The sequence below is a fragment of the Pseudomonas sp. GW821-FHT01C01 genome (genome assembly GCF_059422645.1).
Window position 1 is genome coordinate 101,815 of sequence record NZ_JBWKXF010000009.1, and the last position, 15,999, is coordinate 117,813.

The 15,999-nt window shown below is 60.8% G+C and carries 19 protein-coding genes; 17 read left to right on the top strand and 2 right to left on the bottom strand.

Features of this window, described 5'->3' with window-relative positions:
- The first annotated feature begins 47 nt into the window (after positions 1-47).
- The 3 genes from AC07XF_RS09030 (at position 48) to AC07XF_RS09040 (ending at position 1,658) form a co-directional block, all read left to right on the top strand.
- Positions 48-533 carry a chemotaxis protein CheW gene (locus AC07XF_RS09030; protein ID WP_007980742.1) on the top strand — a complete coding sequence of 162 codons (486 nt, stop codon included), beginning with the start codon at positions 48-50 and terminating at the stop codon, positions 531-533.
- Complete coding sequence (locus AC07XF_RS09035) at positions 534-926, top strand: DUF2802 domain-containing protein (protein WP_495026215.1); 393 nt, start codon at positions 534-536, stop codon at positions 924-926.
- A gap of 351 nt (positions 927-1,277) precedes the next feature.
- The gene (locus AC07XF_RS09040; protein ID WP_495026216.1) at positions 1,278-1,658 is read left to right on the top strand and encodes a hypothetical protein; all 381 of its coding nucleotides are present in this window, start codon (positions 1,278-1,280) and stop codon (positions 1,656-1,658) included.
- 176 nt (positions 1,659-1,834) lie between these two features.
- On the opposite strand, the gene AC07XF_RS09045 is transcribed toward AC07XF_RS09040, so the two are convergent.
- Entirely contained in the window at positions 1,835-2,164 is a 330-nt protein-coding gene (locus AC07XF_RS09045) for an EscU/YscU/HrcU family type III secretion system export apparatus switch protein (RefSeq protein WP_495026217.1), read from the bottom strand.
- Positions 2,161-3,735 (bottom strand): flagellar hook-length control protein FliK, encoded by a 1,575-nt coding sequence (gene fliK / locus AC07XF_RS09050; RefSeq protein WP_495026218.1) that lies wholly within the window; start codon positions 3,733-3,735, stop codon positions 2,161-2,163. The genes AC07XF_RS09045 and fliK overlap by 4 nt, the downstream gene beginning before the upstream one ends.
- Positions 3,736-3,934: 199 nt before the next feature.
- Here fliK and ccmA point away from each other — a divergent pair, with 199 nt between their 5' ends.
- The 14 genes from ccmA to phnF all read left to right on the top strand — a co-directional run bounded on the left by ccmA (position 3,935) and on the right by phnF (position 15,996).
- On the top strand, positions 3,935-4,570 hold the full coding sequence (gene ccmA, locus AC07XF_RS09055; RefSeq protein WP_495026219.1) for a cytochrome c biogenesis heme-transporting ATPase CcmA: 636 nt from the start codon (positions 3,935-3,937) through the stop codon (positions 4,568-4,570).
- The gene (gene ccmB, locus AC07XF_RS09060; protein WP_007983326.1) at positions 4,567-5,235 is read left to right on the top strand and encodes a heme exporter protein CcmB; all 669 of its coding nucleotides are present in this window, start codon (positions 4,567-4,569) and stop codon (positions 5,233-5,235) included. The genes ccmA and ccmB overlap by 4 nt, the downstream gene beginning before the upstream one ends.
- Positions 5,236-5,308: 73 nt before the next feature.
- Positions 5,309-6,064: a heme ABC transporter permease gene (locus AC07XF_RS09065; protein WP_495026220.1), complete on the top strand. Its 756-nt coding sequence runs from the start codon at positions 5,309-5,311 to the stop codon at positions 6,062-6,064.
- Positions 6,061-6,237 (top strand): heme exporter protein CcmD, encoded by a 177-nt coding sequence (ccmD, locus tag AC07XF_RS09070; RefSeq protein WP_060541438.1) that lies wholly within the window; start codon positions 6,061-6,063, stop codon positions 6,235-6,237. Before AC07XF_RS09065 ends, ccmD begins: the two co-directional genes overlap by 4 nt.
- Entirely contained in the window at positions 6,234-6,689 is a 456-nt protein-coding gene (gene ccmE / locus AC07XF_RS09075) for a cytochrome c maturation protein CcmE (RefSeq protein ID WP_046037679.1), read from the top strand. The genes ccmD and ccmE overlap by 4 nt, the downstream gene beginning before the upstream one ends.
- Positions 6,690-6,692: 3 nt before the next feature.
- Positions 6,693-8,681, top strand: coding sequence for a heme lyase CcmF/NrfE family subunit (locus AC07XF_RS09080; RefSeq protein WP_495026221.1), 1,989 nt, complete (start codon positions 6,693-6,695; stop codon positions 8,679-8,681).
- Positions 8,678-9,214 (top strand): DsbE family thiol:disulfide interchange protein, encoded by a 537-nt coding sequence (locus AC07XF_RS09085; protein WP_495026222.1) that lies wholly within the window; start codon positions 8,678-8,680, stop codon positions 9,212-9,214. The genes AC07XF_RS09080 and AC07XF_RS09085 overlap by 4 nt, the downstream gene beginning before the upstream one ends.
- Entirely contained in the window at positions 9,211-9,684 is a 474-nt protein-coding gene (locus tag AC07XF_RS09090; protein ID WP_409078493.1) for a cytochrome c-type biogenesis protein, read from the top strand. Before AC07XF_RS09085 ends, AC07XF_RS09090 begins: the two co-directional genes overlap by 4 nt.
- A complete protein-coding gene (gene ccmI, locus AC07XF_RS09095) occupies positions 9,677-10,879 on the top strand; it encodes a c-type cytochrome biogenesis protein CcmI (protein ID WP_495026223.1) in 1,203 nt (400 codons plus the stop codon). The genes AC07XF_RS09090 and ccmI overlap by 8 nt, the downstream gene beginning before the upstream one ends.
- A gap of 15 nt (positions 10,880-10,894) precedes the next feature.
- Positions 10,895-11,302 (top strand): hypothetical protein, encoded by a 408-nt coding sequence (locus AC07XF_RS09100; RefSeq protein ID WP_495026224.1) that lies wholly within the window; start codon positions 10,895-10,897, stop codon positions 11,300-11,302.
- 1,137 nt (positions 11,303-12,439) lie between these two features.
- Positions 12,440-13,273 (top strand): phosphonate ABC transporter ATP-binding protein, encoded by an 834-nt coding sequence (gene phnC, locus AC07XF_RS09105; RefSeq protein ID WP_495026225.1) that lies wholly within the window; start codon positions 12,440-12,442, stop codon positions 13,271-13,273.
- A gap of 44 nt (positions 13,274-13,317) precedes the next feature.
- Complete coding sequence (phnD, locus tag AC07XF_RS09110) at positions 13,318-14,319, top strand: phosphonate ABC transporter substrate-binding protein (protein WP_495026226.1); 1,002 nt, start codon at positions 13,318-13,320, stop codon at positions 14,317-14,319.
- A gap of 151 nt (positions 14,320-14,470) precedes the next feature.
- The gene (gene phnE, locus AC07XF_RS09115) at positions 14,471-15,253 is read left to right on the top strand and encodes a phosphonate ABC transporter, permease protein PhnE (RefSeq protein ID WP_034146313.1); all 783 of its coding nucleotides are present in this window, start codon (positions 14,471-14,473) and stop codon (positions 15,251-15,253) included.
- Between the two features lie 38 nt (positions 15,254-15,291).
- On the top strand, positions 15,292-15,996 hold the full coding sequence (phnF, locus tag AC07XF_RS09120; protein ID WP_495026227.1) for a phosphonate metabolism transcriptional regulator PhnF: 705 nt from the start codon (positions 15,292-15,294) through the stop codon (positions 15,994-15,996).
- Positions 15,997-15,999 lie beyond the last annotated feature (3 nt).

Consider the following 15,999-nt stretch of genomic DNA (forward strand, 5'->3'; position numbering starts at 1 on the left):
TTGCACGGAACACACACCGCCAGGGCGGTTTCTTGAGGGGTCAGGGTATGAATGATAAGGCGACGGCGGCAAAAGGTTCCGAAGATCCGATCCTGCAATGGGTCACCTTCAAGCTGGACAACGAGACCTACGGCATCAACGTGATGCGCGTCCAGGAAGTCCTGCGTTACACCGAAATCGCCCCGGTCCCGGGTGCTCCGAGCTACGTGCTGGGCATCATCAACCTGCGCGGCAACGTCGTGACCGTGATCGACACCCGCCAGCGCTTCGGCCTGATGAATGCCGAGATCAGCGACAACACCCGTATCGTCATCATCGAAGCCGACAAGCAAGTGGTCGGGATCATGGTCGACAGCGTGGCCGAGGTGGTTTACCTGCGTCAGTCGGAAATCGAAACCGCGCCGAACGTGGGTAACGAAGAGTCCGCCAAGTTCATCCAGGGCGTGTGCAACAAGAACAACGAATTGCTCATCCTGGTCGAGCTGGACAAGATGATGAGCGAAGAAGAATGGTCGGAACTGGAGAGTATCTGATTGATTCTCGAGGTTGCAGTCATTGTCCTGTTCCTGTTTTGGGCAGGCACGCTGGCAATGTTCCTGGCGTACATTCGCGGTCAAAAGCAGATCGCCGCACAACAGGCCCAGGGTGATGCGCTGCGGGATCAGCGCATCAAGGACCTGGCCAAGCGGGTCGACGACTACCAGAACGGCAATGTGCGCATGGGCGAGGACTTGCATGAGCTACGCGCGATCGTTGCGCCGTTGCCGGACAAACTGGCTCAGCTGGAACAGCGCGACCCTTCCAGCCTGTCGTTTGCCCAGGCGGCACGACTGGTCGGGATGGGCGCCAGCGTCGACGAACTGACCCAGTCCTGCGGCTTGACCCAGGCTGAGGCGGAGTTGATGAGTAAGTTGCACAAGAACTGACAGCTGTAGGAGCGAGCTCGCGATGGACGTCAACGATGACGCGGGCTTCCTGAAGAAACGCGGCGTTCATACGTCCATCGCGAGCAAGCTCGCTCCTACAGTGGTTCTATGTCGGACACAGAACACGTGTTCACTGAGGGTCAATTGTGGGAGCGGGCTTGCTCGCGAAGGCGTCTTCGAATGCGCAGCAATCTTCCCCGCGATCCGACGCATTCCTCTCTATCCTCAGACGGGGATTACGCTGCGGTAGTCTCCTGCCTATAGTTTTTTCAGATTTCGCTATCTTGTGATCGCAACCCGCCATCAGTAGTTTGATCATCTTGTTCAAAATATGCAGTGCCAAGGAGGCTAATGATCGACATTTTGCGCGGTACACCGCTGTGGGTTTATGCGGTTTTTCTGATCCTGACTTATTACGGTGTCATTGCCTGCTTCAAGAATCACGCGTCGAAAAGGTCATTGCAGATCACACCGGTGATATTCTTGACCCTGTCCCTGACTTCTCTGAATCTCTCCCAAGGTGTAGTCATTCCCCTCTCGGCCTACGTACTCGGGCTATTGGCAGGATGGTTACTCGCATTGCGTTTTTACTCATACACGAATGTGAAGTGCGTGGGGGAAACGTTGGAGTTGGGCGGTACAGTCAAGGTATTGATGGTGTATTGGGGGCTTCTTTGCATGGCGTTACTACCTTGGCTATCAGGCAACGGTGTATCCGGAAATGGCCAATGAATTTCCGATGACGGCATGGTCGGCACTGGGGGCTGGCCTTATCAATGGATTGGTTATTGGTCACAGTTTCAAGCTTTTGCGCTTTGTAGGAGCTGGCTTGCCAGCGAAGGCGGCTAAATGATCGGTGCAACATTCACGGCTTTGTTCGTCGGCAAGTACATAAGTGGTTCGTAAGCTCAATAATTATCCCCGCGCTCGGTAATGTCCTTCTCGACAATCAGCGCATCCGGATCATGCCCCGTCGGAAATTTCCCCTTCAAATTCCACGCAAACGCAATGATCTCGGCAATCGTCAGATACAGCTCCTGCGGAATGCTGTCACCCAGCTCCATGCGCGCCAGCAGCTTCACCAGCTCGGCGTTTTCATAGATTGGCACTTCGCAATCGCGAGCGATTTTCAGGATTTCTTCCGCCAGCTCATCGTCGCCCTTGGCGGTGAGAGTGGGGGCGTGGGTGCCGTCGTATTTGAGGGCGATGGCCTGGCGTGGGGCGTTGGGGTTTCTCATGCGGTTTCGTCGACCCAGCGTTGATCGAGGCGGGTTTGCGGGCCTTGGGGCGGTGTGCCGAGGTGGCAGTCCAGATCGCCGACGTTCAGGCCGGCGGAGAGCAAACGGTCACGAAGCCCACTCAGATTGCTTTCGATCAGGCTCGCGGTATAAGGCCGTTCGGCCCAGAGCTGGCTGGAGAGGCTGCCCTTGATCAACTGCGCCTGGATTTGCAGCGGCCCCAAAGGCTCCATGGCGAACGCCAGCTCCACCCGCCACAGCTGTTGCTTGGGTTCGCGTTCTTCGCGACGCTCCTTCGGCTGTTCTTTTTCGGGCGCGTCTTCGCGCTGGAACTTGACCTGCAACGGCACGATGTCCTGCATATTGCGCATCGGGATTTCCAGTTGCCAGGTGCTCATCAGCCGTCCGTCGGCGGTTACGCCGGTTTGTTCCAGGCTCGACAGCTGATGATTTTGCAGGCGTGAAACCGCAGCGGCGGCCAGGCGTAGCAGGTGTTCAAGGTCGTTTTCACCCTCAGCGCTTTGCAGCAAACGTTCAGGCAACGGGAAAACGGTCGGCGACGGCTTGGCACTGACCTGGCCGAGCATGCCCAGGGCATTACGGACAAAATTCGGCATGGCCTGGGCCAGGGTGTTGGCGGCGATGATCGCGCTGAGATTGGTGCTGGCCGGCAGCCCCGGCGTGAGTTGTGCGATCAGCTTGAGCAGATCGGCTTTCAAGTCCGGTGCAAGCGTCGGATTTTGCCCGGTCAGCAGTTTGCTTTCGAGAAACACACCGCTGCTGGCCAGGGCCTGGGCCAGGCCCTTGGGGGTGCTCAATTGCTGAACATCCGGCAGGCCGGCGAGCAACCGGGCAGCGGCGCTACGCAATTCAACGGATGTCTGGTCCGCGGGCGGAAGGTTCTGCAGGAGTTTGAGCAAGCCATCCAGCGACCCCTGGCGACTTTGCTGGTCGACCAGTTGCCGGGTCACTGCCAGTTGTTCCTGACGGCTGCTCAGCGGCACGAACTTCAAGGTCTGGGCGTCCTGCACCTGCGCGCTCAGCAAGGTGCCGATGCGCAATGGCTGCGGGCTGTCGATGCTCAAGGTGCTGCCGCTCAGTGCGGTATTGAGCAGGCTCACCATCGAGCGGAACACCATAGGCTGGCCGGGCACCTGTGGCAGCACTTGCGAGGTCAGCACTTTACCCTGCAGCAGGGTGCCGACCGGCAGTTGTGCGGTGTCGAGGCGGGTGAGGGTGGCGACGCTGGCGGCAATGGCCTGTTGCACCGTCACGGCGAGATTGCCGGCCGAGGGCTGGGTGACGAGCAGCGTGGTGCCCTGGGCCAGCGGTTGATTACCGGTGGTCTGGACCGTGGTCTGGCGGCCGCTGTCGAGGGTGACCTTGAGCAGCATCTGGAAAGTCTGATCCGCCTGCTTGAGTGACAGCACCTCGGCCTGGGCGGTTTGACCGACGCTGATCAGCCCCTCCACCGGCGTCAGTAACTTGAGCAACTCACCGCTGAGCACCTGCGGGCGCGAAGTCGCCGGGGCGGTTTGCGGTAGCGGGAGGATGTTCATTTCGCCTGTCATACGCGGTCACAACCTGAGGAAAATGCACTCTTTAGAGTAAGGCTTGGCATGTATAATGCCGCGCCGTTGTATCCAAAAATGGCGAAAACTTTGCAATAGTTTGACGCAGCTCTCTAGAACAAGTCGTCATTGCAACTATGCTGCATCTCTTTAACGGCCGCGCCAGAGCCGACTTGAACCGTATAAGGCCCGTGAACCCTTGACCAGTCCTGTCCTGCAAACCGTTGCCCTTGCCTGTGAGCGAGACCTTCGGCTGCTCTTCGAAAATCTCGATTTGAGACTGGCCAGTGGCGAAATGGTGCAAATCAGTGGCCCCAACGGCAGCGGCAAGACCAGTCTGTTACGCCTGCTCTCAGGGCTGATGCAGCCGACCGCCGGTCAGGTGTTGCTCAATGGCCAGCCGCTGAACGAACAGCGCGGCGAACTGGCGCGCAACCTGCTATGGATCGGCCATGCCGCCGGGATCAAGGATTTGCTGACGCCGGAAGAGAATCTGAGCTGGCTGTGTGCCTTGCATCACCCGGCGACCCATGCAGCGATCTGGCAGGCGCTGGCCGCGGTAGGCCTGCGCGGATTTGAGGATGTGCCTTGCCATACCCTGTCTGCCGGTCAACAGCGCCGCGTCGCGCTGGCGCGGCTGTATCTGGACAGCCCGCCGCTGTGGATCCTCGATGAACCCTTTACCGCCCTCGACAAACAGGGCGTGGCGCAACTCGAAGAACACCTGGCCGGCCACTGCGAACGCGGCGGCATGGTGGTGTTGACCACCCACCACACGCTGGGCCGGAAGCCGGCCGGTTATCGCGACATTGATCTGGGGAGCTGGGCCGTATGAGTGTTTTCGGCCTGCTGGTCGCCCGCGAGGCTCGTCTGCTGTTCCGTCGCCCGGCGGAACTGGCCAATCCGCTCGTCTTCTTCGCGATCGTCGTTTCGCTGTTCCCGCTGGCGGTCGGACCCGAGTCTCAATTGTTGCAAACCTTGTCTCCGGGACTGGTCTGGGTCGCGGCACTTTTATCGGTTTTGCTCTCGCTGGACGGGCTTTTCCGCAGTGATTTCGAGGATGGATCGCTTGAACAGTGGGTCCTTTCGCCGCACCCCCTGCCTCTTCTGGTTTTGGCCAAGGTGCTGGCACACTGGGCTTTTTCCGGCCTGGCACTGGTTTTGCTCGCACCTTTGCTGGCGTTGATGCTCGGTTTGCCTGCCGCCTGTCTGCCGGTGTTGCTGCTTTCGTTGCTGCTCGGTACACCGGTACTGAGCCTGCTCGGTGCGGTGGGCGCGGCACTGACGGTGGGCTTGAAGCGCGGTGGCCTGTTGCTGGCCCTGCTGATTCTGCCGCTGTACATCCCGGTATTGATCCTTGGCAGTGGCGCCTTGCAGGCTGCCTTACAGGGGATGCCGGCGACCGGTTATCTGTTGTGGCTGGGCAGCCTGACCGCCCTGGCGATAACCCTGACACCTTTTGCAATAGCTGCTGGCCTGAAGATCAGCGTCGGCGAATAATGAGGTCTGGTTATTTTTTAACCAGTAAAGACCCTGGCTCTTCACAGTAAAGAGCAACCGTGATGGAAACAGTATGAACTGGACGTGGTTTCACAAGCTCGGCTCGCCCAAATGGTTTTACGGCATCAGCGGCAAAATGCTGCCGTGGTTGAGCATTGCGGCATTGCTGCTGATTGGTGTCGGCGTGGTCTGGGGCCTGGCCTTCGCGCCGCCGGACTACCAGCAAGGCAATAGCTTTCGCATTATTTATATCCACGTTCCGGCCGCCATGCTGGCGCAGTCCATCTACGTGATGGCGGCCGTGTGCGGCATCGTCGGGCTGGTATGGAAGATGAAACTGGCCGATGTCGCCCTGCAATGTGCGGCGCCCATCGGTGCGTGGATGACCGCGGTGGCGCTGGTCACCGGCGCTATCTGGGGCAAGCCGACCTGGGGCTCGTGGTGGGTCTGGGATGCACGCCTTACGTCTATGCTGATTCTGCTGTTCCTTTATTTCGGCCTGATTGCACTGGGCAACGCCATCAGCAATCGTGACAGCGCGGCCAAGGCCTGTGCGGTGCTGGCGATTGTCGGCGTGATCAACATCCCGATCATCAAGTACTCGGTGGAGTGGTGGAACACCCTGCACCAGGGCGCGACCTTCACCCTCACTGAAAAACCGGCAATGCCTGCCGAAATGTGGCTGCCATTGCTGCTGACGGCGCTGGGGTTCTACTGTTTCTTCGGCGCGGTCCTGCTGCTGCGCATGCGTCTTGAAGTGCTCAAGCGCGAAGCCCGGGCCAGTTGGGTCAAAGCCGAAGTGGAAAGCAGCCTGGAGGTCGCTCGATGAGTTTTGCTTCATTCGGCGACTTCATCGCCATGGGCCATCATGGTCTGTATGTCTGGTCAGCCTATGGCATCTGCCTGGCGGTATTGACCCTCAACGTGGCGGCGCCGATCCTGGCCCGCAAGCGGTATCTGCAACAAGAGGCGCGTCGTCTGCGCCGGGAGAACGGCAAGTGAATCCGCTGCGAAAAAAGCGTCTTATCATCATTCTCGCGATCCTGGTCGGGGTCGGCGCTGCCGTCGGTCTGGCCCTGAGCGCCCTGCAGCAGAACATCAATCTGTTTTACACACCGACCCAGATCGCCAACGGCGAAGCCCCGCAAGACACGCGCATTCGCGCCGGCGGCATGGTCGAGAAGGGCTCGCTGGAGCGTTCCAGCGACTCCCTGGATGTGAAATTCGTCGTCACCGACTTTAATAAATCCGTGACTATCACCTATCGCGGCATCCTTCCGGACCTGTTCCGTGAAGGGCAGGGCATCGTCGCCCTGGGCAAGCTCAATGCCGATGGCGTGGTGGTGGCCGATGAAGTGCTGGCCAAGCACGATGAGAAGTACATGCCGCCGGAAGTGACCAAGGCGTTGAAAGACAGCGGTCAATCGGCTCCAACGCCTGCTAAGGAGGGTTGATCCATGACATCCGGCATCTTTATTCCCGAGCTTGGCCACCTGGCGATGATTTTGGCCCTGTGCTTTGCCCTGGCCCAGGCCGTGGTGCCGTTGTTCGGTGCCTGGCGCGGTGACCGCCTGTGGATGAGCCTGGCCCAGCCGGCCGCGTGGGGGCAATTTACCTTTCTGGTGTTTGCCTTCGGTTGCCTGACCTATGCCTTCATGGTCGACGATTTCTCCGTGGCCTATGTGGCCAACAACTCCAACAGCGCGTTGCCGTGGTACTACAAGTTCAGCGCCGTGTGGGGTGCCCACGAAGGTTCCTTGCTGTTGTGGGCCTTGATCCTCGGTGGCTGGACCTTCGCGGTGTCGGTATTTTCCCGGCAGTTGCCGCAGGTCATGCTGGCCCGCGTGCTGGCGGTGATGGGCATGATCAGCACCGGTTTCCTGTTGTTCCTGATCATGACGTCCAACCCGTTCAAGCGCATTCTGCCGCAAGTGCCCAGCGACGGTGCCGACCTCAACCCGTTGCTGCAAGACATCGGCCTGATCGTTCACCCGCCGATGCTGTACATGGGCTACGTCGGTTTCTCGGTGGCCTTCGCCTTCGCCATCGCCGCGCTGATGGGCGGTCGCCTGGATGCCGCGTGGGCGCGCTGGTCGCGTCCGTGGACCATCGTGGCCTGGGCGTTCCTCGGTATCGGCATCACCCTCGGTTCGTGGTGGGCGTACTACGAACTCGGCTGGGGCGGCTGGTGGTTCTGGGATCCGGTTGAAAACGCCTCGTTCATGCCATGGCTGGTGGGCACGGCATTGATTCACTCGTTGGCGGTCACGGAAAAACGTGGCGTGTTCAAGAGCTGGACCGTGCTGTTGGCCATCGCTGCGTTTTCGTTGAGCCTGCTGGGGACGTTCCTCGTGCGTTCCGGCGTGCTGACGTCGGTTCACGCGTTTGCCTCCGACCCGGAACGTGGTGTGTTCATCCTGATTTTCCTGCTGTTTGTGGTCGGTGGTTCGCTGACGCTGTTCGCCTTGCGCGCGCCGGTGGTCAAGAGCCAGGTGGGATTCAACCTCTGGTCCCGGGAAACCCTGCTGCTGGGCAACAACCTGGTGCTGGTGGTGGCGGCGTCGATGATCCTGCTCGGCACCTTGTATCCGCTGATTCTCGATGCCATGACCGGTGCCAAGTTGTCGGTCGGCCCGCCGTACTTCAACGCGCTGTTCATTCCGTTGATGGCGTTGCTGATGCTGGTGATGGCGGTCGGCGTGATCGTGCGTTGGAAAGACACCCCGGTGAAATGGCTGGTGAGCATGCTCACCCCGGTATTGCTCGGCAGCGCCGCCATGGCCGTGGTGGCTGGCGTGGCGTACGGCGATTTCAACTGGGCGGTGCTCGCGACCTTCATGCTCGCGGCATGGGTGTTGCTGGCCGGTGTGCGTGACATCTTCGACAAGACCCGCCACAAAGGCCTGATCAAAGGCCTGCCGACCCTGACCCGCAGCTACTGGGGCATGCAGATTGCGCACCTGGGCATTGCTGTGTGTGCGCTGGGTGTCGTGCTGTCGAGCCAGAACAGTGCCGAGCGCGACCTGCGCCTGGCCCCGGGCGAGTCCATGGACCTGGCCGGTTACCACTTCATCTTTGAAGGCGCCAAGCACTTCGAAGGCCCGAACTTCACGTCCGACAAGGGCACCATCCGGGTGATCAAGGGCGGCAAGGAAGTCAGCGTGCTGCACCCGGAAAAACGCCTGTACACCGTGCAGAACTCGGTAATGACCGAAGCCGGGATCGACGCCGGTTTCACTCGTGACCTCTACGTCGCTCTCGGTGAACCGCTGGGCAATGGCGCGTGGGCTGTGCGCGTGCACGTCAAGCCGTTCGTGCGCTGGATCTGGTTCGGTGGCTTGCTGACCGGCTTCGGCGGTTTGCTGGCGGCGCTGGACCGGCGTTATCGGGTCAAGGTAAAAAGCCGCGTGCGTGAAGCACTGGGCATGTCGGGAGCCACTGCATGAAGCGTTGGTTGATGTTGTTGCCACTGGCGATTTTTCTGGTGGTTGCTGTATTCCTTTACCGTGGGTTGTACCTGGATCCGGCCGAGCTGCCGTCGGCAATGATCAACAAGCCGTTCCCGGAGTTTTCCCTGCCAGCGGTGCAGGGCGACAAGACCCTGACCAAGGCGGACATTCTCGGCAAACCGGCGTTGGTCAACGTCTGGGGAACCTGGTGCATTTCCTGCCGGGTCGAGCACCCGGTGTTGAACAAGCTGGCCCAGCAAGGCGTGGTGATCTACGGCATCAACTACAAGGACGTCAACGCCGATGCCTTGAAGTGGCTGACGGACTTCCACAACCCGTATGTACTGGATATTCGTGACGACGCAGGCTCGCTGGGCCTGAATCTCGGCGTGTACGGCGCGCCGGAAACCTTCTTCATCGACGCCAAGGGGATCATCCGCGACAAGTTCGTCGGCGTGATCGACGAGCAGGTCTGGCGCGAAAAACTGGCGGCCAAGTACCAGGCGCTGGTCGACGAGGTCAAGCCATGAAACGCTGGATTGCTGCCGTTGTTCTGGGCTTGAGCCTGGCGGGCGTGGCCCACGCGGCCATCGACACCTACGAGTTCGCCAAGGAAGGTGATCGCGAGCGTTTTCGCGAGCTGACCAAGGAGCTGCGTTGCCCCAAGTGCCAGAATCAGGACATCGCCGATTCCAACGCACCAATTGCCGCCGACCTGCGCAAAGAGATTTTTCGCATGCTCGGCGAGGGCAAGGACAATCAGCAGATCATCGACTTCATGGTCGACCGCTACGGTGACTTCGTCCGCTACAAGCCTGCCCTGAATGCCAAGACTGCTTTGCTCTGGTTCGGCCCCGCCGGCCTGCTGTTGGGCGGTGTCGTGATCATCGCGGTGATCGTTCGCCGTCGTCGCGTGCAACGCGCCGGCACCCCGGGCTCGCTTTCTGCCGAGGAGCGCTCGCGCCTCGACCACCTGTTGGATAAAACCAAGAATGATTGATTTCTGGCTCGCTGCAGGTCTGCTGCTTCTGGTTGCCCTGAGTTTTCTGTTGATCCCGGTTCTGCGCAGTCGTCGTGCCCAGCGCGAAGAGGATCGTACCGCCCTGAACGTCGCGCTCTATCAGGAGCGCGTGGCTGAGTTGCAGACTCAGCAGGAAGAGGGCGTGCTCGATGCGGCGCAAATGGACACCGGTCGCGCTGAAGCTGCCCGTGAGCTGCTGGCGGACACCGAGGGTGTCGAAGCGCCGCAGGTGTCGCGACTGGGCAAACCCTTGCCGTTGCTGGCGGCCATACTTGTGCCGGTCATCGGCCTGGGCCTGTATCTGCATTTCGGTGCCAGCGACAAGGTCGAACTGACCCGCGAATTCTCCCAGGCGCCCAAGTCGATGGAAGAGATGACCCAGCGCCTGGAACGTGTGGTCGCGGCTCAACCGGAATCCGCCGAAGGCATGTACTTCCTCGGTCGTACCTACATGGCTCAGGACCGCCCGGCGGACGCGGCGAAAATGTTCGAACGCACGGTGAACCTGGCCGGTCGTCAGCCCGAGCTGCTGGGTCAATGGGCCCAGGCCCTGTACTTTGCCGATGGCAAGAAGTGGTCGGACAAGGTCCAGGCCCTGACCGACGAAGCGCTCAAGGCCGATCCGAAAGAAGTCACCAGCCTCGGCCTGCTCGGCATTGCCGCGTTTGAAGGCGAGCGTTATCAGGACGCCATCGATTACTGGAATCGCCTGTTGGCGCAGTTGCCGGCGGACGACCCATCCCGCGAGGCGTTACAAGGCGGGATCACCCGGGCCACGGAAAAACTGGTGGCCAGTGGCGGCAAGGTTGCGCAAGCACCGGCGGCCAAGGCCTCGGCGTTGCTCAAGGTCAGCGTCGATCTGGCTGCGGAGCTCAAAACCAAGGTCCAGCCTGGCGACAGCGTGTTCATCTTCGCCCGTGCGATCTCCGGTCCGCCGGCCCCGCTGGCGGTCAAGCGCATGACCGTGGCCGACTTGCCGGTGACCGTTGAACTGGGCGATGCCGACGCAATGATGCCGCAATTGAAACTGTCGAACTTCCCTGAAGTCCAACTGGTTGCGCGCATTTCCCGTGCCGGCAAACCCACCGCCGGCGAATGGATCGGTCGCAGCCAGCCCCTGGCCAGCAGCACCACCGCGCCGCAAACACTGACCATCGACAGCCCGGACAAATAACAGGAAAACGCAAACATGACCGCATTCGCTCGCATCACCCTGCTCAGTGTCGTATTGGGGTTAAGCGCTTGTGCGGTCCAACGGCCACCGGAGCAAACGGCGCCGCCGCCAATCCCGCCGTCGCAGCCCAGCCCCACGCCATCGACGTCGCCGGCACCGGGCAAGCCGACCATCCCGGCCAAACCCTCCAAGCCGTTGCCACGCACGTCTGCCAGCTTCGCGCCGCCTCCGGGGGGCAACAGCCATTGGGACCCGAAACTTGGGGTCTATGTGCTGGATGATCAGCCCAATACCTTCTATCGGCAGCGTACCTATTACCGTTGGGATAACGGATGGAGCCGGTCGATCAGTCCGAAGGGGCCTTGGGAGGAGACTGATATTCACGGTGTACCGGGTGGGCTGGGACGGCAATTCGGGCAGTAACGCACTAAGGCGACCTTCGGGTCGCCTTTTTCTTGGCTGCTGAATAGTTCGGCTCAACCCCAACTCCTGTAGGAGCTGGCTTGCCAGCGAAGGCGGCCTGACAGCCGACCTGATTCTTGCAGATGTATTCGATCCCTGTGGGAGCGGGCTTGCTCGCGAAGGCGGCCTGACAGCCGACCTATGTTTTGCTGACTGCGTACATATCCATTCCTGCGGTAACGGCGGCTGGCGGTTTCGCCCTTACGGCGAGTCCCTTTGGCAAACGCCCCAAAGGAACCAAAGGTCTCGCCCCTTGCGTCCGGCCCCTCGCTGAGGCTCGGGGTTCCTTCGCTCCGGCATTCATCCGGGGGCATCGCCTCCGGTCGGCTTCGCTTCGACCTCCTCTCGATGTGTTCGGCTTCGCCGAACGGCGCTGCGCGCCCACCCCCGGATGAACGCCTCCGCTCAGCCTCCCGAGGGGGCGGGTGGATCAAGATCAAAAGCTGCAGGCGAGCTAACGCTCGGCCTGATGAGTGGTGAAGAGCGCGGGTGTACGCCGATCTGCTCCTGCTCCTCGTAGGAGCTGGCTTGCCAGCGAAGGCGGCCTGCCAGCCGACCAGAATCTATCGGATGTACTGGGTCCCTGTGGGAGCGGGCTTGCTCGCGAAGGCAGCCCAACAGCCGACTGGAATTTTGTGGATGTATCAAGTCCAAAAGATCGCAGCCTCGTTGCACTCGACAGCTCCTACAGGGAATTGCGCAGGAAAGAGCCAGGCCGGCCGGTAGGCCGCCTCGGGCCCACGGAGCAGGACCGGAGCGAGGTTCCGAACGTCAGGGGCAATAGCCCTTTGGTTACTTTGGGGCTTTTCCAAAGTGACCCGCTGTAAGAGCGGAACCATAAGTGGACGTGACCGCAACAATGGATATGTACACCCTCAAAACATACATCGCCTGACACTCAGCCATCTCAGGCAAGCCAGCTCCCACTGGGGGAATCAGTCATGCCACAAATAACCTCCAGCTCAACCTTTCACAAAACCTTCATCAAATGGCCCATCCAGCGACATGTGCAAGTCATAGGGCTGACATGCCCCGTGCCTAAAGTCGGTTGAACTCAAATGCAGCCACGGATGGCTGTTCAACCAGACAGAGATGCCCATGAACGCAGCTATCCATGTCGATCATCTGAACAAGACCTTTGCGCGTAAAACCGCACTGGTCGACCTCGAACTGACCATCGCGGCCGGTGAGATGGTCGCGCTGATCGGCGCGTCCGGCTCTGGCAAATCCACCTTGTTGCGCCATCTCGCGGGCCTGGCCTGTTGCGATCGCAACAACGGCGGCAGCGTCAAGGTGCTGGGTCGCGAGGTGCAGGCATCCGGCCGATTGAATGGCAAGGTGCGCCGTCTGCGTGCCGACATCGGCTATATCTTCCAGCAGTTCAATCTGGTCAACCGATTGAGCGTGCTCGACAACGTGCTGCTCGGCTGCCTGGGGCGCATGCCGCGCTGGCGTGGCAACTTGAGCCTGTTCAATGCCGAGGAACAGCAGTTCGCCATGGAGTCCCTGGACCGTGTCGGCCTGGCTGACCTGGCGGCGCAACGGGCCTCGACCCTGTCCGGTGGCCAGCAGCAGCGCGTGGCGATTGCTCGTGCGCTGACCCAGCGTGCCGAGGTGATTCTGGCGGACGAGCCGATCGCCTCCCTCGACCCGGAATCGGCGCGCAAGGTCATGGAGATCCTCGCCGACATCAATCGCCGCGACGGCAAGACCGTGGTGGTGACCCTGCACCAAGTCGACTACGCCACCCGTTATTGCCCGCGTGCCGTGGCGCTCAAGGCCGGCCGGATTCATTTCGATGGTCCGGGTACCGAGCTCAGCGGTCAGTTCCTCAACGATTTGTACGGTGCCGACATCGACACCAGCCTCATGTGTTCCGGGCAGACCCTGCACGTCGAACCGGCCCCCCGGCTGGTGTTGGCGCGCGTGTGATCAACCTCGAATTCCCCAACCGTTCACCCTCAGGAAACCTTTCCATGTTGAACCGTATCGGTCGCGTTTTTGCTGGCGCCGCATTGCTCGCCAGCTGTGTGATGGGCACTGCCCAGGCGGAAGAAAAGGCCATCAACTTCGGCATCATGTCCACTGAGTCTTCACAAAACCTCAAGAGCATCTGGCAACCGTTTCTGGATGACATGCAGAAGAAGACCGGCCTGAAGATCAACGCCACGTTTGCCTCTGACTATGCCGGCCTGATCCAGGGCATGCGTTTCAACAAGGTCGACGTCGCCTGGCTGGGCAACAAGGCCGCCATCGAAGCGGTGGACCGCTCCAACGGCGAGATCTTCGCCCAAACCGCTGCCGCCAGTGGCGCCGCCGGCTACTGGAGCGTGTTGATCGTGCGCAAGGACAGCCCGATCAACTCCGTCGACGACATGTTGAAGAACGCCAGGAACCTGACCTTCGGCAATGGCGACCCGAACTCCACCTCGGGCTATCTGGTGCCGGGCTACTACGTGTTCGCCAAGAACAACGTCGATGCCGCCACTGCGTTCAAGCGCACTCTCAACTCCAGCCATGAGGTCAACGCCCTGAGCGTGGCCAAGGGGCAACTGGATGTAGCGACTTTCAACACCGAAAGCTGGGATCGCCTGGAAGTCACCCAGCCGGACAAGGCGGCACTGCTCAAGGTGATCTGGAAGTCGCCGCTGATCCCCGCCGACCCGCTGGTGTGGAGCAAGAACCTGAGCGACAGCGAGAAGACCAAGATCCGCGATTTCATCTTCAGCTATGGCGACACCGACTCCGAGAAAGCCGTGCTCAAGGGCATGCAACTGGGCAAGTTCCTGAAATCCAGCGACGACCAGTTGCTGCCGATTCGTCAGCTCGAACTGTTCAAGCAGCGCACCACCATCAACGCCGATACCAAGCTTGAAGCGGCGGACAAGGCCAAGCGCCTGGCCGAGATCGATGCCGAGCTGGCCAAGCTGCAAGAGCGCATCACCTTGCTCGAGAAGAGCACGGCCAACGCGAGTTGATTCATGTGGGAGCGGGCTTGCTCGCGAATGCGGACTGACATTCACCGTTGATGTCGACTGAGGCACCGCTTTCGCGAGCAAGCCCGCTCCCACAGGTTTTGCGTCTGCACTCGCGTATCACGCCTTATTTGAGATTTTCAAGAGATCCCTCATGACCACTCTGCACGCTGAAGCTGTCGGCAAGCGCACCTGGCCGCAGTACGCCGGTTGGGGCCTGTTCCTGGTCCTGCTGGCCTGGGCCTGGCACGGCGCCGAGATGAATCCGATGGCGCTGTATCGCGACTCGGGAAACATGGCGACGTTCGCCGCGGATTTCTTCCCGCCGGACTTCCATGAATGGCGCGCCTACCTCAAGGAAATGATCGTTACCGTACAAATCGCCCTGTGGGGCACGGTGCTGGCGATTGTCTGCTCGGTGCCGCTGGGCATTCTCTGCTCGGAAAACATCACGCCGTGGTGGATTCACCAGCCGCTGCGCCGGGTGATGGACGCCTTCCGCTCCATCAACGAAATGGTCTTCGCGATGTTGTTCGTGGTGGCCGTCGGCCTGGGTCCGTTTGCCGGTGTACTGGCGCTGTGGATCAGCACCACCGGGGTACTCGCCAAGCTGTTCGCCGAAGCGGTGGAAGCGATTGATCCGGGGCCGGTCGAAGGCGTTCGCGCCACGGGTGCCAGCGCCTTGCAAGAAGTGATCTATGGGGTGATTCCGCAAGTGATGCCGCTGTGGGTTTCGTATGCGCTGTATCGCTTCGAGGCCAACGTGCGCTCGGCGACGGTGGTGGGGATGGTCGGTGCCGGCGGGATCGGGGTGATTCTCTGGGAGAACATCCGCGCCTTCCAGTTTGTTCAGACTTGCGCCGTTTTGCTGGTGATCATCGTCGTCGTCAGTCTGATCGACATCCTCTCGCAACGCCTGCGCAAGCAGTTCATCTGATTTTTCGGAGGGGTGCCCTTGGGCGCTTTTTTTTAAGCATGCAGTTGTCTAGACAAGATGAGCCGGTGTATCGCGAATTGGCCGACATTCTGCGCCGGGAGTTGGCGGATTACCGCGCCGGAGATTTCCTGCCGGGCGAGGTGATGCTGGCCGAGCGCTTCGGGGTCAACCGTCATACCTTGCGCCGCGCCATCGATGAGCTGGTGTTCGAAGGCAGCCTGTTGCGCCGCCAGGGCAAGGGCACCCAGGTGCTGGAGCGGCCGCTGATTTATTCGATGACCGCCGACAGCGCCTACAGCCAGTCGCTGTCGGCCCAGGGGCATGGCGTCGAAGCGGTGTTGCTCAAGCGCCGTTACTGCTTCGCCAGCCGTGAAGAGGCGCAGCATCTGGGCATTGCCGAGATGGCACCGATGATCGAATTGCAGACCTTGCGCAAGCTCGACAGCCAACCGGTCAGCCTGATTCGCCATCGCTACTGCGCCAGCCACGCACCGCTGCTCGCCGACTACACCGGTGGCTCGCTGCGCCAGTACTTGCGCGAGCGGGACCTGCCGCTGACCCGCACCCAAAGCCTGATCGGTGCCCGCTTGCCCAACCGCGAAGAAGCCGCGCTGCTGCTGATGCCCCGGCATCTGCCGGCCCTGAGTGTGTTCACCCTTTCCCGCGATCGCGACGGCCGTGCCGTGGAGCTGGCCCAGTCCACCAGCCGTTCGGATCGCTTCCAGTACCAGGTCGTCACCTGATGG

Excerpts from the sequence above, each read along its gene's own strand:
- AC07XF_RS09030 (WP_007980742.1), top strand. The coding sequence starts at position 48 with ATGAATGATAAGGCGACGGCGGCAAAAGGTTCCGAAGATCCGATCCTG.
- AC07XF_RS09040 (WP_495026216.1), top strand. The coding sequence starts at position 1,278 with ATGATCGACATTTTGCGCGGTACACCGCTGTGGGTTTATGCGGTTTTT.
- AC07XF_RS09045 (WP_495026217.1), bottom strand. The coding sequence starts at position 2,164 with ATGAGAAACCCCAACGCCCCACGCCAGGCCATCGCCCTCAAATACGAC.
- fliK (WP_495026218.1), bottom strand. The coding sequence starts at position 3,735 with ATGACAGGCGAAATGAACATCCTCCCGCTACCGCAAACCGCCCCGGCG.
- ccmB (WP_007983326.1), top strand. The coding sequence starts at position 4,567 with ATGAGTGTTTTCGGCCTGCTGGTCGCCCGCGAGGCTCGTCTGCTGTTC.
- AC07XF_RS09065 (WP_495026220.1), top strand. The coding sequence starts at position 5,309 with ATGAACTGGACGTGGTTTCACAAGCTCGGCTCGCCCAAATGGTTTTAC.
- ccmD (WP_060541438.1), top strand. The coding sequence starts at position 6,061 with ATGAGTTTTGCTTCATTCGGCGACTTCATCGCCATGGGCCATCATGGT.
- AC07XF_RS09080 (WP_495026221.1), top strand. The coding sequence starts at position 6,693 with ATGACATCCGGCATCTTTATTCCCGAGCTTGGCCACCTGGCGATGATT.
- AC07XF_RS09085 (WP_495026222.1), top strand. The coding sequence starts at position 8,678 with ATGAAGCGTTGGTTGATGTTGTTGCCACTGGCGATTTTTCTGGTGGTT.
- AC07XF_RS09090 (WP_409078493.1), top strand. The coding sequence starts at position 9,211 with ATGAAACGCTGGATTGCTGCCGTTGTTCTGGGCTTGAGCCTGGCGGGC.
- ccmI (WP_495026223.1), top strand. The coding sequence starts at position 9,677 with ATGATTGATTTCTGGCTCGCTGCAGGTCTGCTGCTTCTGGTTGCCCTG.
- AC07XF_RS09100 (WP_495026224.1), top strand. The coding sequence starts at position 10,895 with ATGACCGCATTCGCTCGCATCACCCTGCTCAGTGTCGTATTGGGGTTA.
- phnC (WP_495026225.1), top strand. The coding sequence starts at position 12,440 with ATGAACGCAGCTATCCATGTCGATCATCTGAACAAGACCTTTGCGCGT.
- phnD (WP_495026226.1), top strand. The coding sequence starts at position 13,318 with ATGTTGAACCGTATCGGTCGCGTTTTTGCTGGCGCCGCATTGCTCGCC.
- phnE (WP_034146313.1), top strand. The coding sequence starts at position 14,471 with ATGACCACTCTGCACGCTGAAGCTGTCGGCAAGCGCACCTGGCCGCAG.
- phnF (WP_495026227.1), top strand. The coding sequence starts at position 15,292 with ATGCAGTTGTCTAGACAAGATGAGCCGGTGTATCGCGAATTGGCCGAC.